This window comes from Sulfitobacter mediterraneus (genome assembly GCF_016801775.1).
In the GTDB taxonomy this organism is placed as follows: domain Bacteria; phylum Pseudomonadota; class Alphaproteobacteria; order Rhodobacterales; family Rhodobacteraceae; genus Sulfitobacter; species Sulfitobacter mediterraneus_A.
This window is the reverse complement of sequence record NZ_CP069004.1, coordinates 2,715,890-2,741,893: the sequence shown is the minus strand read 5'-3', so window position 1 is coordinate 2,741,893 and position 26,004 is coordinate 2,715,890. Positions and strand designations below refer to the sequence as shown.

The 26,004-nt window shown below is 55.8% G+C and carries 25 protein-coding genes; 17 read left to right on the top strand and 8 right to left on the bottom strand.

The genetic code is table 11. The annotated features are described in order from the left end of the window. Positions 1-28 precede the first annotated feature (28 nt). The 6 genes from tsaE to trxA are packed head-to-tail and all read left to right on the top strand — an operon-like array spanning position 29 to position 8,852. Complete coding sequence (tsaE, locus tag JNX03_RS13570) at positions 29-502, top strand: tRNA (adenosine(37)-N6)-threonylcarbamoyltransferase complex ATPase subunit type 1 TsaE (RefSeq protein ID WP_203209556.1); 474 nt, start codon at positions 29-31, stop codon at positions 500-502. After that, positions 499-1,509, top strand: a complete 1,011-nt coding sequence (locus JNX03_RS13565; protein ID WP_203209555.1) for an aminoglycoside phosphotransferase family protein — start codon at positions 499-501, stop codon at positions 1,507-1,509. Before tsaE ends, JNX03_RS13565 begins: the two co-directional genes overlap by 4 nt. Beyond that, positions 1,485-2,171, top strand: coding sequence for a nucleotidyltransferase family protein (locus JNX03_RS13560; protein ID WP_203209554.1), 687 nt, complete (start codon positions 1,485-1,487; stop codon positions 2,169-2,171). Before JNX03_RS13565 ends, JNX03_RS13560 begins: the two co-directional genes overlap by 25 nt. Beyond that, positions 2,164-5,121: a double-strand break repair protein AddB gene (gene addB, locus JNX03_RS13555; protein WP_203209553.1), complete on the top strand. Its 2,958-nt coding sequence runs from the start codon at positions 2,164-2,166 to the stop codon at positions 5,119-5,121. Before JNX03_RS13560 ends, addB begins: the two co-directional genes overlap by 8 nt. Next, on the top strand, positions 5,118-8,495 hold the full coding sequence (addA, locus tag JNX03_RS13550; RefSeq protein ID WP_203209552.1) for a double-strand break repair helicase AddA: 3,378 nt from the start codon (positions 5,118-5,120) through the stop codon (positions 8,493-8,495). The genes addB and addA overlap by 4 nt, the downstream gene beginning before the upstream one ends. A 36-nt stretch (positions 8,496-8,531) precedes the next feature. After that, complete coding sequence (gene trxA / locus JNX03_RS13545) at positions 8,532-8,852, top strand: thioredoxin (RefSeq protein WP_203209551.1); 321 nt, start codon at positions 8,532-8,534, stop codon at positions 8,850-8,852. Positions 8,853-8,897: 45 nt separating this feature from the next. Here the strand turns inward: trxA and JNX03_RS13540 are convergent, their stop codons facing one another. Further along, positions 8,898-9,794, bottom strand: a complete 897-nt coding sequence (locus JNX03_RS13540) for a capsular biosynthesis protein (RefSeq protein ID WP_231024188.1) — start codon at positions 9,792-9,794, stop codon at positions 8,898-8,900. Between the two features lie 102 nt (positions 9,795-9,896). Between JNX03_RS13540 and hslV the strand changes: the two genes are divergently transcribed. The 3 genes from hslV (at position 9,897) to JNX03_RS13525 (ending at position 13,074) form a co-directional block, all read left to right on the top strand. Continuing rightward, complete coding sequence (hslV, locus tag JNX03_RS13535) at positions 9,897-10,454, top strand: ATP-dependent protease subunit HslV (protein WP_037906346.1); 558 nt, start codon at positions 9,897-9,899, stop codon at positions 10,452-10,454. Beyond that, positions 10,451-11,752: an ATP-dependent protease ATPase subunit HslU gene (hslU, locus tag JNX03_RS13530; RefSeq protein ID WP_203209549.1), complete on the top strand. Its 1,302-nt coding sequence runs from the start codon at positions 10,451-10,453 to the stop codon at positions 11,750-11,752. Before hslV ends, hslU begins: the two co-directional genes overlap by 4 nt. Before the next feature lie 104 nt (positions 11,753-11,856). Further along, positions 11,857-13,074 carry an MFS transporter gene (locus tag JNX03_RS13525; RefSeq protein WP_203209548.1) on the top strand — a complete coding sequence of 406 codons (1,218 nt, stop codon included), beginning with the start codon at positions 11,857-11,859 and terminating at the stop codon, positions 13,072-13,074. Here the strand turns inward: JNX03_RS13525 and JNX03_RS13520 are convergent. The 3 genes from JNX03_RS13520 to JNX03_RS13510 are packed head-to-tail and all read right to left on the bottom strand — an operon-like array spanning position 13,071 to position 15,342. Continuing rightward, the gene (locus JNX03_RS13520; protein WP_203209547.1) at positions 13,071-13,652 is read right to left on the bottom strand and encodes a Smr/MutS family protein; all 582 of its coding nucleotides are present in this window, start codon (positions 13,650-13,652) and stop codon (positions 13,071-13,073) included. The genes JNX03_RS13525 and JNX03_RS13520 overlap by 4 nt on opposite strands. After that, entirely contained in the window at positions 13,649-14,659 is a 1,011-nt protein-coding gene (gene mltA, locus JNX03_RS13515) for a murein transglycosylase A (protein ID WP_203212246.1), read from the bottom strand. The genes JNX03_RS13520 and mltA overlap by 4 nt, the downstream gene beginning before the upstream one ends. A 23-nt stretch (positions 14,660-14,682) precedes the next feature. Further along, positions 14,683-15,342: a Tim44/TimA family putative adaptor protein gene (locus JNX03_RS13510; protein WP_203209546.1), complete on the bottom strand. Its 660-nt coding sequence runs from the start codon at positions 15,340-15,342 to the stop codon at positions 14,683-14,685. A gap of 104 nt (positions 15,343-15,446) precedes the next feature. Here JNX03_RS13510 and JNX03_RS13505 point away from each other — a divergent pair, with 104 nt between their 5' ends. After that, positions 15,447-15,926 carry an FxsA family protein gene (locus JNX03_RS13505; protein ID WP_203209545.1) on the top strand — a complete coding sequence of 160 codons (480 nt, stop codon included), beginning with the start codon at positions 15,447-15,449 and terminating at the stop codon, positions 15,924-15,926. 58 nt (positions 15,927-15,984) lie between these two features. Further along, positions 15,985-16,467, top strand: coding sequence for a protein-export chaperone SecB (gene secB, locus JNX03_RS13500; protein WP_203209544.1), 483 nt, complete (start codon positions 15,985-15,987; stop codon positions 16,465-16,467). On the opposite strand, the gene dnaQ is transcribed toward secB, so the two are convergent. Genes dnaQ through JNX03_RS13480 form a run of 4 tightly spaced genes read right to left on the bottom strand, consistent with a single transcriptional unit; the run spans position 16,464 to position 19,162 of the window. Further along, positions 16,464-17,150 carry a DNA polymerase III subunit epsilon gene (gene dnaQ / locus JNX03_RS13495; RefSeq protein ID WP_203209543.1) on the bottom strand — a complete coding sequence of 229 codons (687 nt, stop codon included), beginning with the start codon at positions 17,148-17,150 and terminating at the stop codon, positions 16,464-16,466. The two genes, secB and dnaQ, sit on opposite strands and share 4 nt — an antisense overlap. Further along, entirely contained in the window at positions 17,143-17,733 is a 591-nt protein-coding gene (gene coaE / locus JNX03_RS13490; RefSeq protein ID WP_203209542.1) for a dephospho-CoA kinase, read from the bottom strand. Before coaE ends, dnaQ begins: the two co-directional genes overlap by 8 nt. Further along, positions 17,733-18,566 (bottom strand): shikimate dehydrogenase, encoded by an 834-nt coding sequence (locus tag JNX03_RS13485; RefSeq protein WP_203209541.1) that lies wholly within the window; start codon positions 18,564-18,566, stop codon positions 17,733-17,735. The genes coaE and JNX03_RS13485 overlap by 1 nt, the downstream gene beginning before the upstream one ends. Then, positions 18,563-19,162, bottom strand: a complete 600-nt coding sequence (locus JNX03_RS13480; protein WP_203209540.1) for a Maf family protein — start codon at positions 19,160-19,162, stop codon at positions 18,563-18,565. The genes JNX03_RS13485 and JNX03_RS13480 overlap by 4 nt, the downstream gene beginning before the upstream one ends. A 404-nt stretch (positions 19,163-19,566) precedes the next feature. Here JNX03_RS13480 and JNX03_RS13475 point away from each other — a divergent pair, with 404 nt between their 5' ends. The 6 genes from JNX03_RS13475 to JNX03_RS13450 all read left to right on the top strand — a co-directional run bounded on the left by JNX03_RS13475 (position 19,567) and on the right by JNX03_RS13450 (position 25,997). Next, positions 19,567-20,016 carry a CopD family protein gene (locus tag JNX03_RS13475; protein WP_203209539.1) on the top strand — a complete coding sequence of 150 codons (450 nt, stop codon included), beginning with the start codon at positions 19,567-19,569 and terminating at the stop codon, positions 20,014-20,016. A gap of 123 nt (positions 20,017-20,139) precedes the next feature. Then, complete coding sequence (gene rho / locus JNX03_RS13470; RefSeq protein WP_203209538.1) at positions 20,140-21,411, top strand: transcription termination factor Rho; 1,272 nt, start codon at positions 20,140-20,142, stop codon at positions 21,409-21,411. 31 nt (positions 21,412-21,442) lie between these two features. Continuing rightward, positions 21,443-22,729: a tRNA uridine-5-carboxymethylaminomethyl(34) synthesis GTPase MnmE gene (gene mnmE / locus JNX03_RS13465; RefSeq protein ID WP_203209537.1), complete on the top strand. Its 1,287-nt coding sequence runs from the start codon at positions 21,443-21,445 to the stop codon at positions 22,727-22,729. Between the two features lie 13 nt (positions 22,730-22,742). Continuing rightward, positions 22,743-24,605, top strand: coding sequence for a tRNA uridine-5-carboxymethylaminomethyl(34) synthesis enzyme MnmG (mnmG, locus tag JNX03_RS13460; RefSeq protein ID WP_203209536.1), 1,863 nt, complete (start codon positions 22,743-22,745; stop codon positions 24,603-24,605). Next, on the top strand, positions 24,602-25,207 hold the full coding sequence (gene rsmG, locus JNX03_RS13455) for a 16S rRNA (guanine(527)-N(7))-methyltransferase RsmG (protein WP_203209535.1): 606 nt from the start codon (positions 24,602-24,604) through the stop codon (positions 25,205-25,207). The genes mnmG and rsmG overlap by 4 nt, the downstream gene beginning before the upstream one ends. Beyond that, on the top strand, positions 25,200-25,997 hold the full coding sequence (locus JNX03_RS13450; RefSeq protein WP_203209534.1) for a ParA family protein: 798 nt from the start codon (positions 25,200-25,202) through the stop codon (positions 25,995-25,997). The genes rsmG and JNX03_RS13450 overlap by 8 nt, the downstream gene beginning before the upstream one ends. Positions 25,998-26,004 lie beyond the last annotated feature (7 nt).

The following is a 26,004-nucleotide window of genomic DNA, read 5'->3' as shown; positions in this document are numbered from 1 at the left end:
TCATCCGGCATGGCCGTCACCATATGGCATGTCTGCACATCATCTTTCAGTATCAATCTCCGGCGCGGATGATATGACCCTTTTGGCCGCAAGATTGGCCTCCCGACTGACCGCAGGAGACGTCATTTTGCTGACCGGTGATGTCGGCGCAGGGAAGACCCATTTCGCGCGATCTTTGATCCAATCGGTGCTGGACATGCCAGAAGATGTGCCCTCGCCAACCTTCACCTTGGTGCAAACCTACGACACCGATATCGGCGAGATCTGGCATGCTGATCTGTACCGTCTCACCTCGGTTTTCGAGATTGAAGAGCTGGGATTGACCGATGCCTTCGAGAGTGCCGTTTGTCTGGTCGAATGGCCTGACAGGCTTGGGCCGTTGACCCCGGACAATGCCCTTCACATCTCCATCGAGCCCGGCGAAGATGACAACGCCCGACAGCTGATGATGCGTTGGAAAGGGTCCAAATGGGCGGACAAGCTCGGAGCAATTCATCCATGAGCGATCGCGCGATCCGGCTGGATCAATTCTTGGCCCGGTCCGGCTGGTCCGATGCTGGCCGCGCGCTGGTCGCGGGAGATGCATCAAACCGCCGGTATGACCGATTGACCCGTGCCAACGGCGAAACCGCCATCCTCATGGATGCCCCGCCCCACAAAGGCGAAGACGTCCGGCCGTTTGTCGCAATCGCCGATTTTTTGCACGGCCAAGAATTGTCCGCACCGCAGATCTATCATCAGAATGCAGAGGAAGGGTTTCTGATCATTGAGGATCTTGGTGATGATCTTTTTGCCGATCTCATGGCAAAGAACGCCGAGGCGCAACTGCCGCTTTATCGCGCCAGTATTGATGTGCTGGTCCAACTGCACACCGCGCCGCTGCCATCCTTGCCCCTGTGTGATGCCGATTGGCTGATTGAAATGACGGGGCTGTTCTTTGATTGGTACGTTCCTGAAGGGTTTGACCATCTTGGCCGCGCGTTCGAGAATGTGTTCCGCCCGCTTGCCGAGAGGGTTTCACAATCAGAGCAGGTCGTGATCCTGCGCGATTACCATGCGCAAAACCTGCTTTGGTTGCCCAACCGGACAGGCGCGGCGCGCGTTGGTATCTTGGACTTTCAAGACGCTCTGTTGGGGCATCCCGCCTATGATCTGGTATCAATCATGCAAGACGCCCGCCGCGATGTGGATCCAATGATCGAAGCTGCGATGATCGATCATTATCTCGCCTGCACAGACAGGCCGCACACAGAGTATCAAAACGCCTATGCCACGCTTGGCTTGCAAAGAAATCTGCGCATTCTGGGTATTTTTGCAAGGCTTTGCCTGCGGGATGGCAAGGCCCATTATGTCGATATGATCCCGCGGGTCTGGGGCTATGTGATGCGCAACCTGGAACACCCCGACCTGCACGAGGTGAAAGACCTGCTTGATCCCTTTCTTGCCCGCCCGACACCTGAATTTTTGATGGATTTGAAAAACCGATGCGCGACCACCCCACAGCCGTAATGATGTTTGCCGCCGGTTTTGGCACGCGGATGAAACACCTGACCAAGGATCAGCCGAAACCAATGATCAAGGTCGCGGGCAAGGCGCTGGTGGATCACGCATTGGACCTGACCCATGGCACGGGGCGCGTGGTCGCCAATCTGCACTATAAGCCGCAAAAGCTGCAGTATCATCTTGAGGTGCAGGGCGTTGAGACTTTGATCGAAACGCCCGATATTCTGGACACCGGCGGGGGCTTGCGAAATGCGTTGCCTTTGCTTGGCGAAGGTCCGGTATTCACCATGAACACCGATGCGATCTGGGCCGGGCCGAACCCGTTGCATCTGCTGCGCGATGCCTGGAACCCAGCGACGATGGATGCGCTTTTGGTCTGTGTTCCAACCGCACAGGCGGTGGGTCATGCCGGATCTGGAGATTTTACGCTGGCTGACGACGGCACATTGTCGCGCGGTCCGGGCGTTGTTTACGGCGGCATTCAGATCATCAAAACAGAACTTTTGCACGACATCAAAGACCGCGTATTTTCCCTCAACCTTTTGTGGGACATGATGCAGTCCAAAGGGCGGCTATGCGGACTGCGCTACCCCGGAAAGTGGTGTGACGTGGGGCATCCCGGCGGAATCGCATTGGCCGAAGAAATGCTGGAGCAGCACCATGTTTGATCCATCAGATAGCGCCAGAGTCTTTGGATTGGCCCCAGGTGTAGATTTTCCTGCCGCGCTTGCGGACGGTCTTCGCGTGCGGCTGAAAGATGCGCCGCCGGATGCAATGGCGCGGGTTGATCTGATCGTGAACACCCGCCGGATGGCGCGGCGCTTGCGGGATATTTTCGACAATGGGCCAGCAGGGTTTTTGCCCCGCATCCGGTTGTTGGGAGAATTGGACACATTGGTGCCCGGCGTCACAGCCCCGCCTGCAATCCCTGCTCTGCAACGGCGGCTTGAGCTTATTCAATTGCTGTCCGGTCTGTTGGAGGCAGACCCTACATTGGCCCCGCGTGCATCGCTTTATGCCTTGTCAGACAGTCTGGCGGCGTTGATGGACGAAATGCAGGGAGAAGGCGTTGATATCAGCGCCATTGAGAATCTCGATGTCAGCGATCAATCCGGGCATTGGGATCGCGCCAAAAGGTTTATCGAAATTGCCCACGGCTATCTTGGCCAAACGGGCAGCGCGCCGGATGCAGAAGCGCGGCAAAGGCAATTGACCTTGCAAATTATTGCCGCATGGCAGGCCAATCCACCGCAAAATCCCGTGATCCTTGCCGGTTCCACAGGCTCGCGCGGGACCACCTCATTGCTGATGCAGGCGGTGGCAAAGCTGCCGCAGGGTGCGCTTGTCCTGCCGGGGTTTGACTTTGACATGCCCACCGCGGTTTGGGCGCAGCTGGATCAGGAACTGCTGTCCGAGGACCACCCGCAATACCGGTTTCGGCACTTGATGCAGGCGCTCGAATTGCCGCGCAAGGATATCCGCCCCTGGGCCAAAGGGGATGCACCGTCACCCACCCGCAATGCGCTTGTTTCCCTGTCTTTGCGCCCGGCACCTGTCACCCATGCATGGCTCAGCGAGGGACCGGACTTGGCCGGTCTGACCGCTGCAACGGCTGGGATGACCCTTGTGGAGGCACCAACGCCGCGCATCGAGGCATTGACCATCGCACTGCGCCTTCGCAAGGCGGTCGAAGAGGGGAAAACCGCTGCGTTGATCACGCCCGACCGGATGTTGACCCGGCAAGTGACCTCGGCGCTGGATCGTTGGAATATCCTTCCGGACGACAGTGCAGGCACGCCGCTGCAATTGTCGCCACCGGGCCGGTTTCTGCGCCATGTTGCAGCGTTGTTTCTGCGCAAGCTGGATGCAGAGGCCTTGCTGACTTTGCTCAAACACCCGCTCACCCATAGTGGTGCGGACCGGAACCTGCATCAGCTGCATACCCAGCGCCTTGAGATGCAGATCCGCCGCGATGGTTTGCCCTATCCCGATCCAGACGGCCTTGCCCGGATCGCGCAGAAGGCCGCGGACAAGATCGAAGAGCCGGGTGCATTTCTTGAGTGGGCCAATTGGGTTGGTCAAACGTTTTGTTGCCATGCAACCACTGGTGATCAGGCCTTGACCACTTGGGTGCAGCGCCATCTCGATCTTGCAGGTAGGATTGCGGCTGGTCCGTCAGGCACAGCCGACCACGAATTGTGGCGTCGCAAGGCCGGACAGGCGGCGGAAAAACTGATGGCGGATTTGTCTCAGCAAGCCGTCTTCGGCGGCGCCATGTCTGCCGGTGATTTTACAGATCTGCTGGGTGCTGTTCTATCGGGTGGCGAAGTGCGTGACCGCGATGCGCCGCATCCCGGCGTCATGATCTGGGGCACCTTGGAGGCCCGTGTTCAGGGCGCTGATCTGGTCATTATGGGCGGCTTGAATGATGGCACATGGCCCGAAGCACCGCCGCCCGATCCATGGCTCAACCGCCAGATGCGCCTGCAAGCCGGTTTGCTGCTTCCTGAGCGGCGCATCGGTCTGTCCGCGCATGATTATCAACAGGCCATCGCCGCTCCGGAGGTCTGGATCACACGCGCAATCAGATCAGACGAGGCAGAAACCGTGCCATCACGATGGCTCAACCGTTTGGGCAATCTGCTGAACGGTTTGCCGCAAGAAGACGGTGCCAAAGCCTGGGCCGCGATGCGCGCGCGTGGAGAATACTGGACCAAACAAGTGCGGGCATTGGAAGAAACCATCCGCAGCACCCCTGCCCCGCGCCCATCGCCCCGCCCGCCTGTCATTGCCCGCCCGCACGCGCTTTCTGTCACCGAGATCAAGCGCTTGATCCGCGATCCCTATGCCATTTATGCCAAACACACATTGCGCCTGAGACAAATCAATCCACTGGTACAATCCCCGGACGCCCCGGTGCGCGGCATTGTTTTGCATGAAATCATGGAACGGTTCGTCAAATCCGTCAGCGCCAATGCGGCGCATTTGACCAAGGATCATCTGCTGTCAATTGCCCGCGAGGTTCTCGAAGCCGAAGCGCCCTGGCCGGCCGCTCGTGCGATGTGGTTGGCGCGGATCGAGCGGGTGGCCGATTGGTTCATCGCGCAAGAGGCCAAACGGCAAAGTTATTCTTCCCCCGTGGCCTTTGAAAAGGCCGCACGCGGCAAACACGTTTTCGAAGAACTTGGTTTCACGCTCACTGGTTTTGCCGACAGAATTGACCTGACTGATGCCGGCGATGCGCTGATCTATGATTACAAGACCGGCACGCCGCCCAGCAAAAAAGAACAAAAACTGTTCGACAAACAACTTCTGATCGAAGCGGCGATGGTCGAAGAAGGCGGCTTTGCCGAGGTGGGTGCAGCACCGGTCGCAAATGCGATTTTCATCGGTTTAGGGTCGAAACCAGTCGAAATTTCCGCCCCCTTGGATGAGGAGCCCCCCGCCGAAGTGCTGGCAGGGTTGCAAGAATTGATCGCGAGCTACCTCACCGCAGCGCAAGGGTTCACATCCCGCCGAATGGTCAAAACCGAAGAGGCGGCAGGCGATTATGACCAGCTTGCCCGCTTTGGCGAATGGGACGGAACCACAGTTGCCTCGCCGGAGGATCTGACATGATGCCGGACTTTGACGATGCCACCCGCGCCCAGATTGATGCGGCACGGCCAGATGCCTCTACTTGGCTCGCGGCGAACGCAGGGTCGGGCAAAACGCGGGTTTTGACGGACAGGGTGGCGCGGCTGCTTCTCAGCGGTGTCGAGCCACAGCATATTTTGTGTCTGACCTATACAAAAGCCGCCGCATCAGAGATGCAAAACCGGCTTTTTAAGCGTCTTGGCGAATGGGCCATGCTTGATGATGCCGCCTTGCGCAAAGCGATGGCTGATCTGGGCCTGAGCGATGATCTTGATCCCGCTGAACTGCGCAAGGCACGCACCTTGTTTGCACTGGCGATTGAGGCGCCGGGTGGTCTGAAGATTCAGACCATCCACTCCTTTTGCGCGTCTCTATTGCGGCGCTTTCCACTCGAGGCGGGAGTCAGTCCACAATTTTCCGAGATCGAAGATCGCGCAGCAGACTTGCTGCGTGCAGACATCGTGGATGCCATGGCGGAAGATCATGATGGCCCCCTGATTGCGGAAATTGCACGGTTCTACACCGGTGAGGATTTTGGCAAGCTGACCCGCAGTATTGTCGGGCTGCGTGACGCTTTTGCAGCCTCTCCAGATTGGCCGGAATTGCTGCAACTTTTGGGTCAGGAACCGGACCTCAGCCGCGCTTCGATCGAACAATCGGTCTTTTTGGGAAGCGAGGCAGATCTCATAAAAGGAATCACGCCCCATTTGATTGCGAAAGGTGGAAACGACACCAAAGCCGGAGATGTTTTGGCGCAAATCGGGTCATTTGATTTGTCTGCCCTCCCAACCCTCGAAGGTGTTTTCCTGACCGGAGCAGGCGCAAAATCCCCGTTTACTGCAAAGATCGGCAGTTTCCCAACCAAACCCACACAAAAGGTCATCGCAGATGCGATGCCTGCGCTAGAACAACTTATGATGCGGGTCGAAGAGGCCCGCGAGGCGCGTCTGGCTTTGGCATTGGCGGAGAAAACCAACGCGCTGCACAAGTTCGCCAAGGCATTCCTAGCGCGCTATGAGGCCGCCAAGCAGGCGCGTGGCTGGCTCGATTTCGACGATCTCATTCTCAAGGCCCGCGCCCTTTTGACCGACAAGGCCGTCGCCGCATGGGTGTTGTTCCGCATTGACGGGGGGATTGATCATATTCTCGTTGACGAGGCGCAGGATACTTCGCCACGGCAATGGGATGTGATCGAGCGCCTGACAGACGAGTTTTACAGCGGGTCCGGTGCGCGGTCTGACGTTGAACGGACCCTGTTTGTGGTCGGTGACAAGAAGCAATCGATCTATTCCTTTCAGGGCGCCGACCCGTTGGAATTTGATCGTAAAAGTCTGATGTTTGAGGAAAAGATCGTCGAGGCCGGCAAACTGTTTCAGCATCGCAGTCTGGACTATTCCTTTCGGTCCTCTTCGGCCATTTTACGCCTTGTAGACACTGCTTTTGATCCAGACCTTCAATCCGGTCTCGACAAAAAAACGCAGCACAAACCGTTCAAAGCCGCCCTGCCCGGCCGTGTTGATCTGTGGCCTGTGGTGGAAAAAGCGGACGACAACGAAGACCGCATCTGGACCGATCCGGTGGACAGGCGCAGTGCCCGGCATCACAGTGTCATCCTCGCCGAGCAAATCGCGGCACGGATCGCCACGCTGATCAACGAAGAACACTACATTCCCGAAGACACCGATACGCCCGGCGTCTTTGCCCGCCGCCGTGTTCGTGCCGGTGATTTCTTGATCCTGGTGCAGCGCCGCTCTGCCCTGTTTTCCGAGATTATTCGTGCTTGTAAGGCCGCGAACCTGCCAATTGCGGGGGCGGACAGGCTGAAAGTTGGGGCGGAACTTGCCGTCAAGGATCTGGCGGCGTTGTTGTCATTCCTGGCGACGCCAGATGATGACCTGTCTTTGGCGACCGCGTTGAAATCGCCCCTGTTTGGATGGTCCGAACAGATGTTGTTCGATCTCGCCCACCGGCGCAGTGAACGCCATCTCTGGCAGGCGTTGCGCAATCGGGAAGATCATTCGGAAACAGTTTCTAAATTAGAGGATCTGCGGGCGCGCGTTGATTTTCTACGCCCGTATGATTTGATCGAATGCATCCTCACCCGGCATGATGGACGCCGCAAATTATTGGCTCGTTTGGGCGCCGAGGCTGAGGATGGGATCAACGCGATGCTGTCGCAGGCCTTGTCCTATGAGCGCAGCAATGTGCCCAGCTTGACCGGCTTTATCGTCTGGATGCAAACTGACGATCTGGAGATCAAGCGCCAGATCGATAGTGCCTCGGACCAGATCCGCGTGATGACGGTGCATGGAGCAAAGGGGCTTGAGGCGCCCATTGTTATCTTGCCCGATACGGGGCGACGCGACATCACTGTCAAGGATGAAATTGTCCGGATGGAAGGTGTACCAATTTGGAAGGCCGCCGCAGCGGATATGCCAGCGGCCCTCAGGAAAACCATCGACAGCATGAAAGACGCGCAGTTTCAGGAACGGTTGAGATTGCTATACGTGGCGATGACCCGCGCGGAAAAATGGCTGATTGTTGCTGCTGCCGGGGATCTGTCAAATGATGGATCGTCCTGGTATCAAATTGCCCAAGCAGCGATGGGTCATGCAAACGCTGTTCCTGTGGGGGATGATGGCACTTTGCGGTTTGCGGAGGGCGATTGGGACAGCCTTGATACGGTTGATCATGTGACCGATCTTGAAGAAAACACTGAGTTAGACCCTGTTTTTGCGACACCTGCGCCCATCTATTCTCTAAAGCAAGGGGCGCTTTCTCCATCTGATCTCGGTGGCGCAAAGGCCTTGCCCGGAGATGCAGGAGAGGACAAGGAGCGCGCCATGCTTTACGGGACAGTGGTGCATAATATGTTGGAGCGTCTGGCACCACTTTCCGCTTTGGACCGTGCAAGCGCTGCCACGCAAATGGTTTCGGCAGACGCTCCGGAAATGACAGAACAGGCCTATCAAGAGGCTCTGCAAGTTTTGAATGCCCCTGCCCTCGCCGGTATTTTTGCGCCCGGCACATTGGCCGAGGTTCCGATAACAGCCCAAATCGGACAGGCCCGACTACACGGATTGATCGACAGGTTGATCATAACCGATGGTGCGGTCACGGCTGTAGACTTCAAAACCAATCGGATCGTACCGGATAGACCGGAACAGTGTCCCGACGGTATTCTTCGGCAGATGGGCGCCTATGCGAGGATGCTCGCGCAGATCTACCCGGATCGTGACATCCGCACAGCCATTCTATGGACATCGACTTGCCAGTTGATGGAATTGCCCCACAATATTGTGACATCCGCGCTAGAGTGCTCGCCATATCTTGACGCGGGGGGCATGCGTTCATAGGTTCTGTTCGAACCCAATTCCTGTCAGGAGAGCATCATGGCCACCGTCGCAGTTACGGACTCAACGTTCGACGCCGAAGTCAAAAATTCAGATATCCCAGTCGTGGTGGATTTCTGGGCCGAATGGTGCGGCCCATGCAAACAAATCGGCCCGTCTTTGGAAGAACTGTCCGCAGAAATGGACGGCAAAGTTAAGATCGTCAAAGTAAACGTGGACGAGAACCCGAATTCACCTGCCCAGATGGGTGTGCGCGGCATTCCGGCGTTGTTCATCTTCAAAGATGGTCAGGTCGTATCCAACATGGCAGGCGCCAAGCCAAAAGCAGCGCTGCAAAGCTGGATCGAAGAGTCGATCTAAGGCTTTGATGATAAGATGGTTTGAGGGCGTCCCAAGTGGGCGCCCTTATTCTATAGGCCAGCCAAATCGTTGAAAACGCGATGCAATTCTGCCCTTCGCGTCGAGCTTCCCCGCGTTGATGCAGTTTTGCTGCCAGAACCAATGCACATACCGATCAAACGCTGGTTGCGCAGTGGCGGCGGCATGAAAGCTATCTGACAAATGCGCGATATCTGCGGCCACGGCGATGTGATGAAAGTCAATTTTGCCAAACAGCAATGCAGGTTTACCAAAGAAGTATCCTGCAAAGGCCGCGGCTGAGTTTTGGCTGACGACAAAATCACAATGCTGCAAATGTTGTTCCATATTGCCGGTTTCGACCGACAATTGGCTGTGGCGCCCCGAAAGTTCATCAAGCGCCGTCAATTCTGCTGCCGAATAGGTTTCATTGGGGTGCAAGCAGGCCACAACCGGTCGTGCGCCGCCATGCCTCAAACAATGCTCAATCATCTCTATCGGTGAACATCGTTGGAATGAGCGGTGTGCGGTTAGCTTACCCTGAAGCGGAACATAGATATATCCGTCCTTGGTTGCCTGGCCGGCCGCCGCGCCAAAAAGCCGGTTCTGCCAATAAGAATAGAAACGCTTGGCATCGGGGTGATGGATTGCCGGGTCAAATCTGGCCTTGGCAACATCCCATCGCCAACGCTCTGTTGTCGCCTCGATTTGCCAGAACGGATAGTGATAGGCCCGCCGAAACACCAAACCGCGCTCGGCGGGTGGGGCGGACATGTGAGACAGGGTATAAGTGCTGGCATTGCCTTTGACGGCTGGCTGATCATGAAATGTGACCCTAAATAAGGATTTCTCTGCAACATCACGCACCAGATTGATAAAATTATGCGCACCTGCCTCCGCGCTTTTGCGCAGATCAGGCTCCAGATATATGCAAAGTTCTTTCATCAAGGAACGCTATCCAGAGATCAAAGGGCGGGCAAGGGCAGCCACCCTTGTACGCAACCAGCGAGAAGGCCATATAGTCCCCAAGCAGACAGGAGGCCGCGCATGGCACATCAGGATTTTCCCGGCTGGCACGGGACCACGATTATTGGGGTCAAGAAGGCCGGTGAAGTGGTGATTGCGGGGGACGGTCAGGTGAGCCTTGGCCAGACCGTGATTAAGGGAACAGCCCGCAAAGTGCGGCGGTTGTCTCCGGGCGGGTTTGACGTGGTTGCCGGATTTGCCGGATCGACCGCCGACGCCTTTACCTTGCTGGAACGTCTGGAAGCCAAGCTTGAAGCGACGCCCGGCCAATTGGCCCGTGCAAGTGTGGAATTGGCCAAGGATTGGCGCACCGACAAATATCTGCAGAAACTTGAGGCGATGTTGATAGTGACCGACGGCAACGACCTGTTGGTAATCACCGGTGCAGGTGATGTGCTGGAGCCTGAACATGATGTGGCGGCCATTGGATCAGGTGGAAATTTTGCCCTGGCGGCCGCACGGGGCCTGATCGACAGCGACCGCGACGCCGAAGCTGTCGCCCGGGATGCGATGGCCATTGCCTCTGACATCTGCGTTTACACAAACGGCAACCTGACCGTGGAGAAAATCAGCCAATGACCGATCTGACCCCCCGTGAAATCGTCTCGGAACTTGACCGTTTTATCATTGGCCAAGCAGACGCCAAGCGTGCCGTGGCCGTGGCGCTGCGCAACCGTTGGCGGCGCAAACAGCTTTCGGACGATCTGCGTGATGAAGTGTACCCAAAAAACATCCTGATGATTGGGCCCACTGGTGTTGGCAAAACCGAGATCAGCCGCCGTTTGGCCAAACTGGCCCGCGCGCCGTTTCTCAAGGTTGAGGCGACCAAGTTTACCGAAGTGGGCTATGTCGGGCGCGATGTTGAACAGATCGTGCGCGATCTGGTCGATGCCTCTATCGCGATGACCCGCGAACATATGCGCGAAGACGTCAAGGCGAGTGCCCATAAAGCAGCCGAAGAGCGTGTGATCGATGCCATCGCGGGGACGGACGCCCGCGAAGGCACCCGCGAGATGTTCCGCAAAAAGCTCAAAGCGGGTGAGCTCGACGATACGATGATCGATCTGGAGCTTTCGGACAATTCCAACCCCTTCCAGATGATGGATATCCCCGGACAACCCGGGGCGGGGATGCTGAACCTTGGCGAAATGTTCGGCAAGGCGATGGGCGGACGCACCACGAAAAAGCGTCTGTCGGTTGCAGAAAGCTATGAAACCCTGATCAGCGAAGAAGCCGATAAATTGCTGGATGATGAAACCGTCACGCGGGCGGCGATCGAGGCGGTTGAGCAGAACGGGATCGTCTTTCTTGATGAGATCGACAAGGTCTGTGCCCGATCTGATGCCCGTGGCGGCGATGTAAGCCGCGAGGGTGTGCAGCGCGATCTGTTGCCTCTAATCGAAGGCACCACCGTCAGCACCAAACACGGGCCGGTAAAGACTGATCATGTCCTGTTTATCGCCTCTGGCGCGTTCCACATCGCAAAGCCATCCGACCTGTTGCCGGAATTGCAGGGGCGTTTGCCAATCCGGGTTGAGTTGCGCGCGCTGACCGAGGCGGATTTTGTGCGCATTCTCACCGAAACCGACAACGCGTTGACGCTGCAATACACCGCGTTGATGGGCACCGAAGAAGTGACCGTTTCCTTCACCCCCGAAGGGATCGCGGCCTTGGCCAAGATCGCAGCGGATGTGAACCAATCGGTCGAGAACATTGGCGCACGGCGGCTTTATACCGTGATGGAACGGGTGTTTGAGGAATTGTCCTTTACCGCGCCGGACCGATCCGGAGACGAAGTGGTGGTGGATGCCGCGTTCGTTGAACAGAACCTTGGCGAATTGACACGCTCTGCGGATCTGAGCCGCTACGTGCTTTGATAAGCTAGCAGGTGGGCGACAACCACATATAAGACCGGCGCCGCCGCTGGCCTCATCCAAAGATTGTCTCTTTTCATTCCCTTTCACCTGACCGATGAAAGGGAATGGACTATTTCCGATTTATGCACCGGAACTGGCTGTTTTTGCTGGCCGGCTTTCTGATCACATTCACCTCGTCCTATGGGCAAACCTATTTCATCTCGTTGTTCGCGGGTGAAATCAAAGGTGATTTTGGCCTGTCTGACGGACAATGGGGCGGCATTTACACCATCGGGACAACCCTTTCCGCGATCACAATGATCTGGGCAGGCGTCCTGACGGACCGGTTTCGTGTGCGGGCATTGGCGCTGTTGGTGATGGTTGGTCTCGCCTTGGCCTGTGTTGCGATGGCTTGGGTGACCCAATGGATATTTCTGGTTCTTGTCATCTATGCGCTGCGGCTGACGGGACAGGGGATGATGTCACAGCTGGGCGCGGTGGCGATGGTGCGTTGGTTCGAGGCATCGCGCGGCAAGGCGTTGTCGCTCGCCTCCATGGGTTTCGCAGCGGGGCAGGCGATTTTGCCGGTTGTGTTTGTCGCGCTCTTTGCCGTGATGCATTGGCGCGATCTTTGGCTGCTTGCGGCGGCGCTGGTGATCCTGACCATTCCATTCCTGCTGATCCTCCTGCGCCAAGAGCGTACACCGCAAAGCATGGCGGACGAGGCGCAGATCGCCGGGATGCATGGCCGTCATTGGACGCGCGGTGAAATGTTGCGCTCTGGCTTGTTTTTCCTGATGATTCCGATGGTAGTCGGCCCTTCCGCCTGGGGCACCGCACTGTTTTTTCAGCAAGTGCATCTTGTCGAGGTTAAGGGATGGGAACTTGTCGCCTTTGTCGCCTTGATGCCGGTCTATACGCTGGCTGCGGTGGTTGCGACCTTCGCCTCGGGCTGGGCGATTGACCGCTTTGGTGTCAGCCGCGTTGTGCCGGTTCAGATGATCCCGTTCGGCCTCGGCTTTGCGGTGTTGGCCTATGCCGATACGATCTTTTGGGCGGGCATCGGTTTGATGATCTTTGGTGTGGGGCAGGGGCTCCAATCCACCGGCGCCTCAGCATTCTGGCCCGAATATTATGGCACGCGCCATATCGGATCGATCAAATCTGTCGCGGCGGCGCTGATGGTATTCGGGTCTGCGATTGGGCCGGGTATCACCGGTGCGTTCATTGATTTTGGGGTGGATTTTCCCGATCAAATGTTGCCCATCGCCGTCTATTATTTTGCCGCCGCGGGCCTTGCAACATTTGGCATCGTCAAATACCGGCCCACTTTGGGCCGCTAGCGGTGCCGCCTGAGGTAGACATAGTAGGCACCATCGGCCCCATGGCTGACATGGGCCTGGCTGACCTGCATCACCACGGATGACAGGGGCGGCGCATTCAGCCAGTGCAAAACCTGATGGCGCAACACACCATATCGAACGGGAATTGGCCCACCCTCATCGCGGCGCTTGCCCTTGCCGGTGACCACCAGAACCAGACGTTTGCCATTGCGATGGGCGTTCAGAATGTACCGGTTGAGCACCGGATGCGCCTGATCAAGGGTCATGCCGTGCAGGTCGATCTTGCCTTCGGGTTTGATCTTGCCGCGCTTGAGCTTGGTAAAGGCTTTCTTGTCCATCTGAACCGAAGCCGGCCCAAGCGGATCAGCAAAAGCCGGCGAAACAGATGTGGGCGCCTTGCGCGGCATCCCGCTGCCCTTACCGCTCAGCGCAGCTTGGGCGCGGCGGATGGCGGGCGCGGTCGGGTGGGGGGCGTCAATCTCGGCCCGGAACAGCGATTTGAGGTCAAGCCGCTCTGTCCGGTCCGTTACCCTGCGCCAGAGCGCCAGATCTTCGTCGTTCAAACCACGCTTTTTCATATCGCGCTTTCCGGTAGCAGAGCATAGGCGCGTTGGATCGGCATCAGCACAACCATGCGTCCGGGATCGCGCAGCTTGCCCGCCGCCCGACCGGCGCGATCACCGGTGCCAAAGAAGATATCGGCCCGCTGCGCGCCCTTGATCGCGGATCCTGTGTCTTGCGCAATCATCAAACGGCGTAATGGGTTTTTGCCGTCTTTCTCCAACCAAACGGGCGCACCCAATGTTACATATCGCGGGTCAACAGCCACAGATCGCATGTCTGTCACCGAGCGATTCATGGCGCCCAATGGCCCTTGATCTGCAGGCACTTTGCTGACCTCGCGGAAGAACACGTAAGAGGGATTGTGAAACAAAAGATCGCGCCCCTGCACCGGGTTGCGCCGCACCCAGTTTTTGATCACCTGCGCACTCACTTGATGGGCGTCATATATACCGCGGCGCACCAATTCCACACCGATGGATCTATAGGGATGCCCGTTGGAGCCGCGATAGCCAACGCGTATGGACCGCCCACCGGGCAGGCGGATGCGACCAGATCCCTGGATTTGCAAGAAGAACAACTCTACCGGATCATCGACCCATGCAATTTCAAGCCCGCGGCCCGTCATCACGTCACTGGTCAGGATCTCCCGGCGGGTCAGCCAGGGATTGCTGCGCAATGCCTCTGGCGGCATTTTGTAAACCGGATAGCGATAGCGGGACGACCGATACAGATCGCCGTCCAGCTCCGGCTCGAAATAGCCAGTGAAAAGGGGGTCTTGGCCGTCCTCGATCAGAACAGGGCGAAAGAACAATTCGAAAAACTGGCGCGGTTCGGGATCGGCTTCGGCAAACTGGCACAATGACCGCCAATCGGGGTCTTTCATGTCACGGCAGGTGTTGAGAAAAACCTTGAGCGCCTTGCCGTGATCGTCCTTTGCCCAGCCGTTCAGCTGTTCAAAGGACAACACTTGATAGGTCACATCACTGGCGTTTGCAGGGCTCACCTCAGCGATCCCCGCCATGGCCAGTGCGGCAAGCGCACCGGTTACCCGTCTGTAGAGACCAGCAGCCAATTCGGATCATCCGAGCCCATGATGCGGGCAAACACCCAGGTGTCTTTCTGGCGTTTGATGTCCGTGACGCTGCCCTCAACGATATCACCGCCACGATCACGCACGGCAGACGTCAGTTCAGCCACGAAACGGATCGTCATCTCCGCCTCCTTGGTGTCCGGATCAAGTGTGGCATTCACCAACTCCATCTCACGCACGCCGATAAAGTTGGCTTCAATGGTCAGTCCCTGATCTTCGCGAGCAGCCACGCCGTCAACAAAGCTTTCATAGATATCTTCGGACAGGAATGGCTGGATCTCGGCCAATTCGCCACGCTCGTAGCCCATTACGATCATTTCATAGGCGCCGCGTGCGCCGCCGAGAAAATCACTGACGCCAAAGGAAGGCTCAAGCCGCTTCATCTCGGCCAGCGCCTTGGCAGCGTCGCTGTCTTCTGGAACGTGGTCGGTGATGTCCAGATCCGGCCCACCTTCGATCACTTCGAAAGCAGGGCCAGAACGGCGTGCCGGCTCATGATCGATGACGGGAGGTTTTTCAAAACCCTCGCGCGTTCCCAACACGTTTTTCAGGCGCAAAATCAGGAATACCGCAATACCGGCCAAGACCAGAAGCTGTATTATAGGTGAATTCATCGGGACCTCATTTGGGCAAACCATGGAAACATATCAGTTAAGCTCTTATGTAGGTGCTTGACTGGGGCAAGTCCACTCCGCCCCACCTGAAAGGACGTTTGCATATGTGGCTTTTGATCGCATTTATCGCTGTACCCCTGATCGAGATCAGCCTGTTTATCCAAATCGGGGGTGCCATTGGTCTTGGCTGGACCTTGGCAATTGTGCTTGTCACAGCGGTCTTGGGCACATGGTTGGTGCGCAATCAGGGGATAATGGCCTTGGGACAACTTCGCAGCTCTTTTTCCGATATGCGCGATCCCACCGAACCGCTGGTGCACGGTGCGATGATCCTTTTTGCCGGCGCTTTGTTGCTGACGCCGGGTTTTTTCACCGATGCCGTTGGGTTCGCGTTGTTGGTGCCGCAGTTCAGACAGGCCGCATTCCGTGCAATCCGAGCGCGGTTTACTGTTCAAGGCTTCACACAACGCAGCGGCCCGCCCCGATCTGATCCGCATAAGGACGAGATCATTGATGGCGACTACCACGAAATTTCCGAACCGGCTGACCGGGACAGTGGCCCCTCAGGCTGGACAAAGCATTGAGGGCCGCGTGCCAACCTGCTAAGTCCCCTGAGATTTATATTTCTTGAGGGAAAATCCGATGGCCGAAGAAGCAGCACCAGCACAACCACAAATGCGTGTCTTGGGGCAATATATCCGCGACATGTCTTTCGAAAACATCATGGCACAACAGGGCGCTCCGTCTGACGTGCAGCCAGATGTGCAGGTTCAGGTGAACCTTGATGCGAAAAAACACGGCACAGACCACCAGTACGAAAGCGCGATCAAGCTGAACGTAACGTCCAAGAACAAAGGCACGGATACGACGCTGTTTGTGCTTGAGATCGACTATGTCGGCATTTTCCACATCGAGAATGTGCCAGACGACCAGATCCACCCGTTCTTGTTGATCGAATGCCCGCGTATGATCTTCCCGTTCCTGCGCCGCGTGGTCAGCGATGTTACCCGTGACGGTGGCTTCCCGCCGCTGAACCTCGAAAACATCGACTTCATGTCCATGTATCGCAACGAAGTGGCCCGCCGTCAGGCAGAAGCCTCCGAGGCGTCTCCCGAGAACGCTTAAAGTTTAGACCAAAGCACGTCGTCGCCCAGTTGCCCGAGAAACTCGGCATGGGCGGCGGCTTCTTCCTCGCTGAGCCGTGAGGGCAGGGGGTTTGGCCGTGGTTTGGCTTTCCAGGCCTCGACAACCGTCCCAGATTTCTGATCCGGTGCTGATGACAGTGCAAAATCCGGCTGTCGGCCGCCGATCAACTCCAGATAGACTTCCGCCAGAATTTCACTGTCGAGCAAAGCGCCGTGCAAGGTGCGGGAGCTGTTGTCGATGCCAAACCTGCGGCACAACGCATCCAGCGATGCCGGGGAACCGGGGAACCGTTTGCGGGCGATGGCCAGCGTATCAATGGCCTGTTCCCAAGGGATCTGCGGCAGGTTCATCCATTTCAGCTCTGCATTGAGAAACTTGATGTCGAACGAGGCGTTGTGAATGATCAGTTTGGAATCGCCAATAAAATCCAGAAAGCTCTGGCCAATTTCCGCAAATTTGGGTTTGTCAGCAAGAAACTCATCCCCAAGCCCATGCACCTGAAACGCCTCATCGGGCATATAGCGTTCAGGGTTGATGTAAACATGATAGGTTTCGCCGGTGGCGACATGCCCCATCAGTTCCACCGCGCCGATTTCGACAATCCGGTCGCCGCTCTCGGGATCAAAGCCCGTTGTTTCCGTATCGAGAACAATCTCACGCATGGTTTAGCCTCTCCCGAATGCTGCGCAGTGTGGATTTTACTGCTTTTTGCGCTGTTTCAAGGGTGTCCGTGGGGATAACAAAATCTGATCGTGCGCATTTTTCGTCGTTCGGCATCTGCTTGGCGCGGATTGTTTCCAATTGCGCTTCGGTCATGGTGCCGCGTGCCATCACCCGTTCTTTTTGGATTTGTGGATCGACGGTCACACAGGCCACCGCATCCATCTGGGCGTCACCGCCGGTTTCAAACAGGATCGGGATGTCCAAGACGATGATATCGGTGTTCGCGGCTGCGATGAAATCGGCTCGGTCCTGACCGACCAGCGGATGCACAATCTGTTCGATCTGTTTCAAGGCGTTGGGGTCACTTGCGATGATATCTTTGAGGGCTGGTCGAGACACCGCGCCATCGACGATGGCTTGCGGAAAGACCTCAGCGAACAACGGCACCGCTGCCCCCCCCTTTGCATAAAGCCGATGTACCGCCGCATCCGCATCCCAAACGGCGCAGCCTTCGTCGGCGAACATCTGGGCAGTCGTGGATTTGCCCATACCGATAGATCCGGTCAGCCCCAGCAGAAACATTAGCGCAACGCCGCCGCACGGGTGGCGCGGTCCACTTCGGGTCGTTTGCCAAACCAACGTTCAAAGCCCGGCACCGCTTGATGCAACAACATGCCCAAGCCATCGACAGTGGTGCACCCCATCTCTTCTGCGGTTGCCAGAAGGTTGGTTTTCAGCGGCGCATAGACCAGATCAGTGACCACGGTGTTTTTTGTCAGGCCATCCAGCGGGACACGCAATTCACCTTTGCCGACCATACCAAGTGATGTGGTGTTCACCACCAGCGCGGCATCGTCGAACATGTTGCCCGCCTGAACCCAGTCAAACACGCGCAGACGATTGCCAAAATCCGACACCAGTTTTTCAGCCCGGACGCGCGTGCGGTTGGAAATGTAAATTTCTGGCACACCCGCATCCAAAAGTGACGCAATCACCGCCCGCGCCGCGCCGCCAGCACCCAGGATCGCGGCAGGCCCTGACTTCGGTTGCCAGTTTGGAGCGCCCGTCTTCAGGTTTTCGAGAAACCCATAACCATCTGTATTGTCTGCATGAATTTTGCCATCTTTGCGGAATATCAGCGTGTTTGATGCACCGATAAGGATGGCGCGGTCCGTCACAAGGTCCGCAATCTGCATCACCGCTTCCTTGTGGGGGATTGTCACGTTCACCCCGACAAATCCCATGCGAGGCAAGCTTCGGATCACCTGTTCAAGATCAGCGGCGGCGACATCCATCGGAATATAATGCCCCTGAATGCCATAGGTCTTGAGCCAATGCCCATGAACCTGCGGCGATTTGGAATGCGCGATCGGAGATCCAATCACGCCGGCCAAGGGTATTTTTGCCAAAGTCATGTGGGAAGATCTCCGCGCAGGGTCAGGTAATTGAGCAGTTCCAAAAGTGGCATACCAAGGACATGAAAGTAATCCCCCTGTATGTTGGAAAACAGACGTACACCTTCTTCTTCGAGTTTATAGCAACCAACCGCGTGGCGAATACTCTCCCAGTTGCGTTCAACATAGTCTTGCAGATAGGCATCACTGATTTCGCGCATCCGCAAACGTACTTGTCCGACATGCCGCCAGATCGGTTTGCCATCTTCGCAAAGGACGGCAGCCGACAGCAAACTGTGCCGATCCCCTCGCAATGATTGAAGTTGGGTGATGGCGTCCTGGGGAGTTTCGGGCTTGGACAACAAAGTGCCGCGATGGTCCAGCACCTGATCACAACCCAAAACCAAGGCACCGGGGTGTTTTTCGCTGATCTTTGTGGCTTTCATCTCGGCCAGGGCATCGGCAATATCGCGAGGCGTTGCCTCCTCTGCCAAAAGCGCGGCTTTGATCATCTCTTCATCAACACGCGGTTTGGTGATCTGATGCATCACACCAGCCTGATCCAGCAGCTTGTGGCGGATTACAGAGCCGGAGGCCAGGATGAACGGCTGTGGCATGTGGATAACCTTGTGTGTGACGTTAGGCATTTCTTAAGGACTTCTGATGCAGAATTCAAAAGCTGAGGGCAGGTTTGACGGTTTTTGCCAAAACCGCTGGTTTGTTCGCGATTCCCACCCAATAGGATAAGGAAAACTCTCGACGTGGGAGGAATCGGTTATGGCGCAGTTTATCCCTTGAGTTATCCACGATATTTTTACCCATTTTATGTCTTAACCATTTGATTTAATTTAATTAAATTTCCTTTAATCAATTTATATGCACAGAACAGGTTCAGAGTTCTTCAGTTCGGGATAAACCTTGAGTAATTCTTTAATCCACAGATTTTCTGCTCCCTACAAACAACATCACCTTTCTTATCTTTCTTATTATTATAAGAAGGGCCGAAAGAACGGAGTGGGATATGTCTGATCTGCTTGCCCTTGCTTACCCTTGGACGAAATCCTTTCATATCATCTCGGTCATCGCTTGGATGGCCGCGCTGTTCTATCTGCCGCGATTGTTTGTGCATCATACCGAACAGGCTGGGCTAAGCGGAGAAAAGCATGATCTCTTTGCAATGATGGAATTCAAACTGGCCAATGTGATCATGCGGCCCGCCATGCATGCCACCTGGACCTTTGGCCTGCTTTTGGCCTTCACACCAGGGATCGTCGATTGGTCTGCGGTCTGGCCCTATAGCAAAGCAATCTGCGTTATTCTGATGACGTTGTTTCACACTTGGCTCGTTATCCGCATGAAAGCATTTCAACGAGGCGAGAACCACATCACAGGTCGGCAATTCCGCATGATGAACGAAGTGCCAACTGTTCTGCTGATCGTGATCGTGATCTCTGTGGTGGTTAAATTCTGAAATATTGACAGTCTCTTGGCCTCTGCTTATACCAAGCGCACCTTCCCGTCCGGGAGGGCGACCTAGCATTTACATTCCAATGACGCACAGCCCCGCTTTTGCCTGGGCTGCACAGGATTATTCATGACAACCGATACGCTGAACCTCGCTGACCTAAAGGCGCAAACGCCCAAGAACCTTTTGGCGATGGCCGAAGATCTTGAGATCGAAAACGCCTCCACGATGCGCAAGGGCGAAATGATGTTCCAAATCCTGCGCGAACGCGCGGATGAGGGTTGGGAAATTTCCGGTGACGGCGTTTTGGAGGTTTTGCAGGATGGATTTGGCTTTCTGCGCTCTCCGGAGGCGAACTATCTTCCGGGCCCGGATGATATCTATGTCTCGCCCGAGATGATCCGTCAGTGGTCCCTGCGGACCGGAGACACCATTGAGGGGCTGATCAAGGCTCCTGACGACAGTGAACGGTACTTCGCCCTGACCGAGGTCACAAAGATCAACTTTGAAGAGCCTGAGAAGGCGCGTCACAAGGTTGCTTTCGAAAACCTCACACCGCTTTACCCTGATGAGCGTCTGACGATGGAAGTTGAAGATCCGACAGTCAAAGACCGCTCCGCGCGGATCATTGATCTGGTGTCGCCCATCGGTAAAGGACAGCGTTCCTTGATCGTCGCGCCGCCGCGTACCGGTAAGACGGTTCTGCTGCAAAATATCGCCAACTCGATCGAAAAGAACCATCCTGAGTGTTATCTGATTGTCCTGCTGATCGACGAACGGCCGGAAGAAGTCACCGATATGCAACGGTCCGTGAAAGGGGAGGTTGTGTCCTCTACCTTTGACGAACCGGCGACGCGTCACGTGGCGGTTTCCGACATGGTCATCGAAAAGGCTAAGCGTCTGGTTGAACACAAGCGCGACGTGGTGATCTTGCTCGATTCCATCACGCGACTTGGTCGTGCGTTCAACACCGTTGTTCCTTCCTCCGGTAAAGTTCTGACAGGTGGTGTGGATGCCAACGCCCTGCAACGCCCCAAGCGTTTCTTCGGTGCGGCACGAAACATCGAAGAGGGCGGTTCGCTGACCATCATCGCCACGGCCCTGATCGACACAGGCAGCCGGATGGACGAAGTTATCTTTGAAGAGTTCAAGGGCACGGGCAACTCCGAGATTGTTCTCGATCGCAAGATCGCTGACAAGCGTGTGTTCCCGGCCATCGACATCCTCAAATCCGGCACACGAAAAGAAGATCTGTTGGTTGATAAGATCGATCTGCAGAAAACCTTTGTTCTGCGCCGGATCCTCAACCCGATGGGGACGACGGATGCGATTGAATTCCTGATTGGAAAACTCAAACAAACCAAGACCAATTCGGATTTCTTCGATTCGATGAACACCTGAGTTATTTAATAATAACAATAGGTTATGATTTATGGACACGATCTTTGCCCAAGCGACGGCTGGGGGGCGGGCTGGCGTTTCTGTCGTCCGCTTGTCGGGGCCGTCCGCCTTTGAAATCGCGGAAAAGATCGCAGGCCCATTGCCCAAATCCCATCGCGCGGGGCTGCGTTCGGTAAGAACGCAGACCGGAGAGGTGATTGACGAAGCGTTGATCCTGCCTTTTGCCGGCCCCAACAGCTTTACCGGTGAAAACGTTGTCGAATTCCAATTGCATGGCAGTATCGCTGTGGTCCGGTCCTGTCTTGAACTGCTCGCGTCCTTTCCAGATGCACGCCTGGCTGAGGCGGGTGAGTTCACCCGTCGCGCCCTCGAAAACGAGCGCTTGGATCTGGCGCAGGTGGAGGGACTTGCCGATCTGATTGATGCGGAGACCGAAGCGCAGCGCAAACAGGCATTTCGTGTTCTGTCCGGTCATCTCGGAGATCAGGTAGAACGCTGGCGAAAAGACTTGATTCGTGCGGCGGCCCTTCTGGAAGCTACAATCGATTTCGCTGATGAAGATGTGCCCGTTGATGTGACGCCAGAAGTAAATGCTTTGCTGAAGGGCGTCATGTCCGATCTGGATAGTGAAATTGCCGGCACAAAGATTGCTGAGCGGATTCGCAGCGGTTTTGAGGTGGCCATTGTTGGCGCGCCGAATGCGGGGAAATCGACACTACTCAACGCACTTGCGGGGCGTGATGCGGCTATCACATCGGAGATTGCGGGCACGACCAGGGATATCATCGAGGTGCGAATGGATCTTGGCGGACTTCCAGTGACCTTGCTTGACACGGCTGGCTTGCGCGAGAGTGATGACGTCATCGAGGCCCTTGGCGTTGATCTCGCGGTATCGCGTGCTAGGGCCGCGGATCTCCGGATTTTTCTTGCGTCACCGGGAGAAGCTCTGATGCTTGAGCCGGTGAAGGGCGATATCGTTGTGCGCCCGAAGGCGGACCTATTGGATGACAGCCAGGACGCGATATCTGGTAAGACGGGGCAGGGGATTGATGCTTTGGTCAAGCGCGTTCAGGATCAGCTGTCGGAACGGAGCTTGGGCGCGGGGCTCGCCACGCACGAGCGCCACCGAATAGCGATGGAACGTGCTTCGGAGAACTTGGACGCTGTGCGTGCGATACTGGGGCGGGGCTCCGATCATTATGATATAGCTGCGGAAGAGCTGCGGTCGTCGATTCGAACCTTGGAAACGTTGGTCGGTCGCATTGATGTAGAAAGCCTTCTGGACGAAATATTCTCCAGCTTCTGCTTGGGAAAATAATGGAGTGTTTCACGTGAAACATTTTGAAGTTGTTGTGATTGGCGGCGGTCACGCTGGGGCGGAGGCTGCACATGCTGCGGCACGGATGTCTGCAGACACCGCCCTTGTAACGATGACCGAGGCGGGGATCGGCGTTATGTCATGCAATCCGGCAATTGGTGGCCTTGGAAAAGGCCATCTTGTGCGCGAGATTGATGCGATGGACGGCGTTATGGGACGCGTCGCAGATAAGGCCGGAATCCAATTCCGGTTGTTGAACCGACGCAAAGGTCCGGCGGTTCAAGGCCCACGGGCGCAGTCCGATCGCAAAATCTATCGCGAACAGATGCTCTTGGAGACCCAGAAGCAAGATAACCTGACCATCGTGATTGGTGAGGTTGTCGATCTGATTGTTGAGAATGGCAGAGTTTGCGGGATTGTCCTTGCTGACGGTGAGCAGATCACAGCGGATGCAGTGATCTTGACCACTGGCACGTTTTTGCGCGGTGTCATTCATATCGGGGAGGTTTCGCGGTCTGGCGGCCGAATGGGTGACAAGGCGTCCGAAAAATTGGCTGAAACGATTGATGGGTTTGACCTACCAATGGGACGGCTCAAAACCGGGACACCACCAAGGTTGGACGGCCGCACGATCAATTGGGATGTCTTGGATGAACAGCCCGGTGACGAAGAGCCGGTCCTGTTTTCCTTTTTGTCCAAGCAAACATCAGCACCGCAAATCTCTTGTGGTATTACGCACACCAACGAAAAGACCCATGACATCATTCGCACCAATCTCGAGCGATCCGCGATGTATGGCGGACATATTGATGGGGTTGGCCCCCGCTATTGCCCCTCGATCGAGGATAAGGTGGTCCGATTTGCCGATAAGGATTCCCATCAAGTTTTCCTGGAGCCGGAAGGCGCAGATGATTACACCGTCTATCCGAATGGCATTTCGACGTCTTTGCCCGAAGAAGTGCAGCTAGAATACGTGCGTTCGATGAAGGGTCTTGAGAATGCCGTCATTCTTCAACCGGGATATGCGATTGAGTATGACTACATTGATCCACGCGCGCTGAAGGCGACACTGGAGGTTCGAAAAGTACCGGGCCTGTATCTGGCGGGGCAGATAAATGGCACCACCGGATATGAAGAAGCCGCCGCACAAGGCTTGGTCGCGGGATTGAACGCAGCGCTCTCTTCACAGGGCAAAGATCAGATCACCTTTAGCCGTGCAGACAGCTATATCGGCGTGATGATTGACGACCTGACAACGCGTGGGGTCAGCGAACCCTATCGGATGTTCACCTCACGGGCCGAATTCCGGCTCTCCTTACGCGCGGACAACGCCGACCAGCGCTTGACGCCAATCGCGATGCAGCTCGGTTGCGTTTCCGACCAACGAAAATCTGCTTTTCAGTCCAAACTGAATGAGCTGTTGCGGGTAAAGGAAATCCTTTCCTCTGCCACTTTCACACCAAAAGAAGCCATTCAGGCCGGGATTTCGATCAGCCAGGATGGCAACAGGCGAAGTGCGTTTCAGTTGCTTTCTTTTCCTGACATGACGTTTGAAGATATTCTGCCATTGGTTCCGGAGCTTGAAGGCGTCTCCTCTGAAATCTCAGAACAGATTGAGCGTGACGCGCTCTATTCCAACTATCTCGCGCGGCAGCAAAAGGATATTGATGCCCTGCGCAAGGATGAAGCGCAGAAAATACCGGTCGGGTTTCAATATGAGGCACTTGACGGGTTGTCCAATGAGCTCAAGATGAAACTGATGTCGGCACAACCGGAAACACTGGCGCAAGCTGCGCGTATTGACGGCATGACCCCTGCAGCATTGACACTTCTTCTGGCGCGGTTGCGTCGGGATGTTGGGAAGAAAACTGCATGAGCGATATGGATTTGGATGTTTCACGTGAAACATTGGACAAGCTTGAGGCATTTGTTGCGCTCGTTGAAAAGTGGACGGTCAAAATCAATCTGATATCCAAAGCAAGCGTTCCTCATATCTGGGACAGGCACATTGTGGATTCAGTACAAATCTATGACTTGGCGCCAAAGCAAGGACACTGGGTTGATCTGGGTAGTGGAGGTGGCTTTCCAGGTGTGGTCTTGGCAATTCTAGCGTCAGAAGGTCCAGATCCAGTTAAATTCACGTTGGTTGAGAGCGATCAGCGTAAATGCGCATTCCTGCGAACAGCGTCCAGAGAGCTGGATCTGGGGATCACAGTGCAATCCGAACGAATTGAGGAAATTGATCCATTGGGCGCCGACATCCTGAGTGCCCGTGCCCTGGCGGATCTGTCTGTTCTATTGGGTTTTGCCGAACGACATCTTTCGCCGGGCGGTTTGGCTCTGTTCCCGAAGGGGGCACAGTGGAAAAAAGAGGATCAAGAGGCGCGGAAGCTGTGGTCCTACGATTGTGAACCTGTCAAAAGTAGAACCAGCGCTGATGCTGCGATCCTGAGTATCAAGGAAATTTCCCGTGTCTGACTTATCCCGCCCCGATGGCCCCAAGATTATCGCTGTTGCCAACCAAAAAGGCGGAGTTGGCAAGACGACCACCGCGATCAATCTCGCCGCTGCATTGGTTGAGGAAGGCAAACGGGTGCTGCTTGTTGATCTTGATCCGCAGGGCAATGCCTCCACAGGACTTGGAATCGAGTTGGAGGACAGGGTTTACACAACTTATGAACTGCTTTTGGAAGATATTGATCTGGATGAGGTCGTTCAGGAAACGGATTATCAAGGTTTGTTGATCGTTCCCGCGACCGTTGATCTGAGTTCCGCTGATATTGAGCTGATTGCAAATGAAAAGCGCAGTTTTCTACTGCATGACGCATTGCGGCAAACACAGATGGATCGCTATGCGCTGGATTATATCCTGATTGATTGCCCGCCGTCGCTTAACTTGCTGACCGTGAATGCAATGATCGCGTCCCATTCGATCCTTGTCCCGCTGCAAAGCGAGTTTTTTGCGCTGGAGGGATTGTCACAACTGATGATGACCATCCGCGAAGTGCGCCAAACCGGCAATAAGGATCTTCGGATTGAGGGCGTGGTGCTGACGATGTACGACAAAAGGAACAACCTTTCACAGCAGGTGGAGCAGGATGCACGCAGTAATCTGGGTGATCTGGTGTTTGAAACAATGATCCCACGAAATGTAAGAGTGAGCGAAGCGCCAAGCTATGCTATGCCAGTGCTGGCCTATGATCCTCAGTCCAAGGGGGCTGAGGCTTATCGGGATCTGGCTAGAGAATTGATCAAAAATAACGTCTGAGGATGCA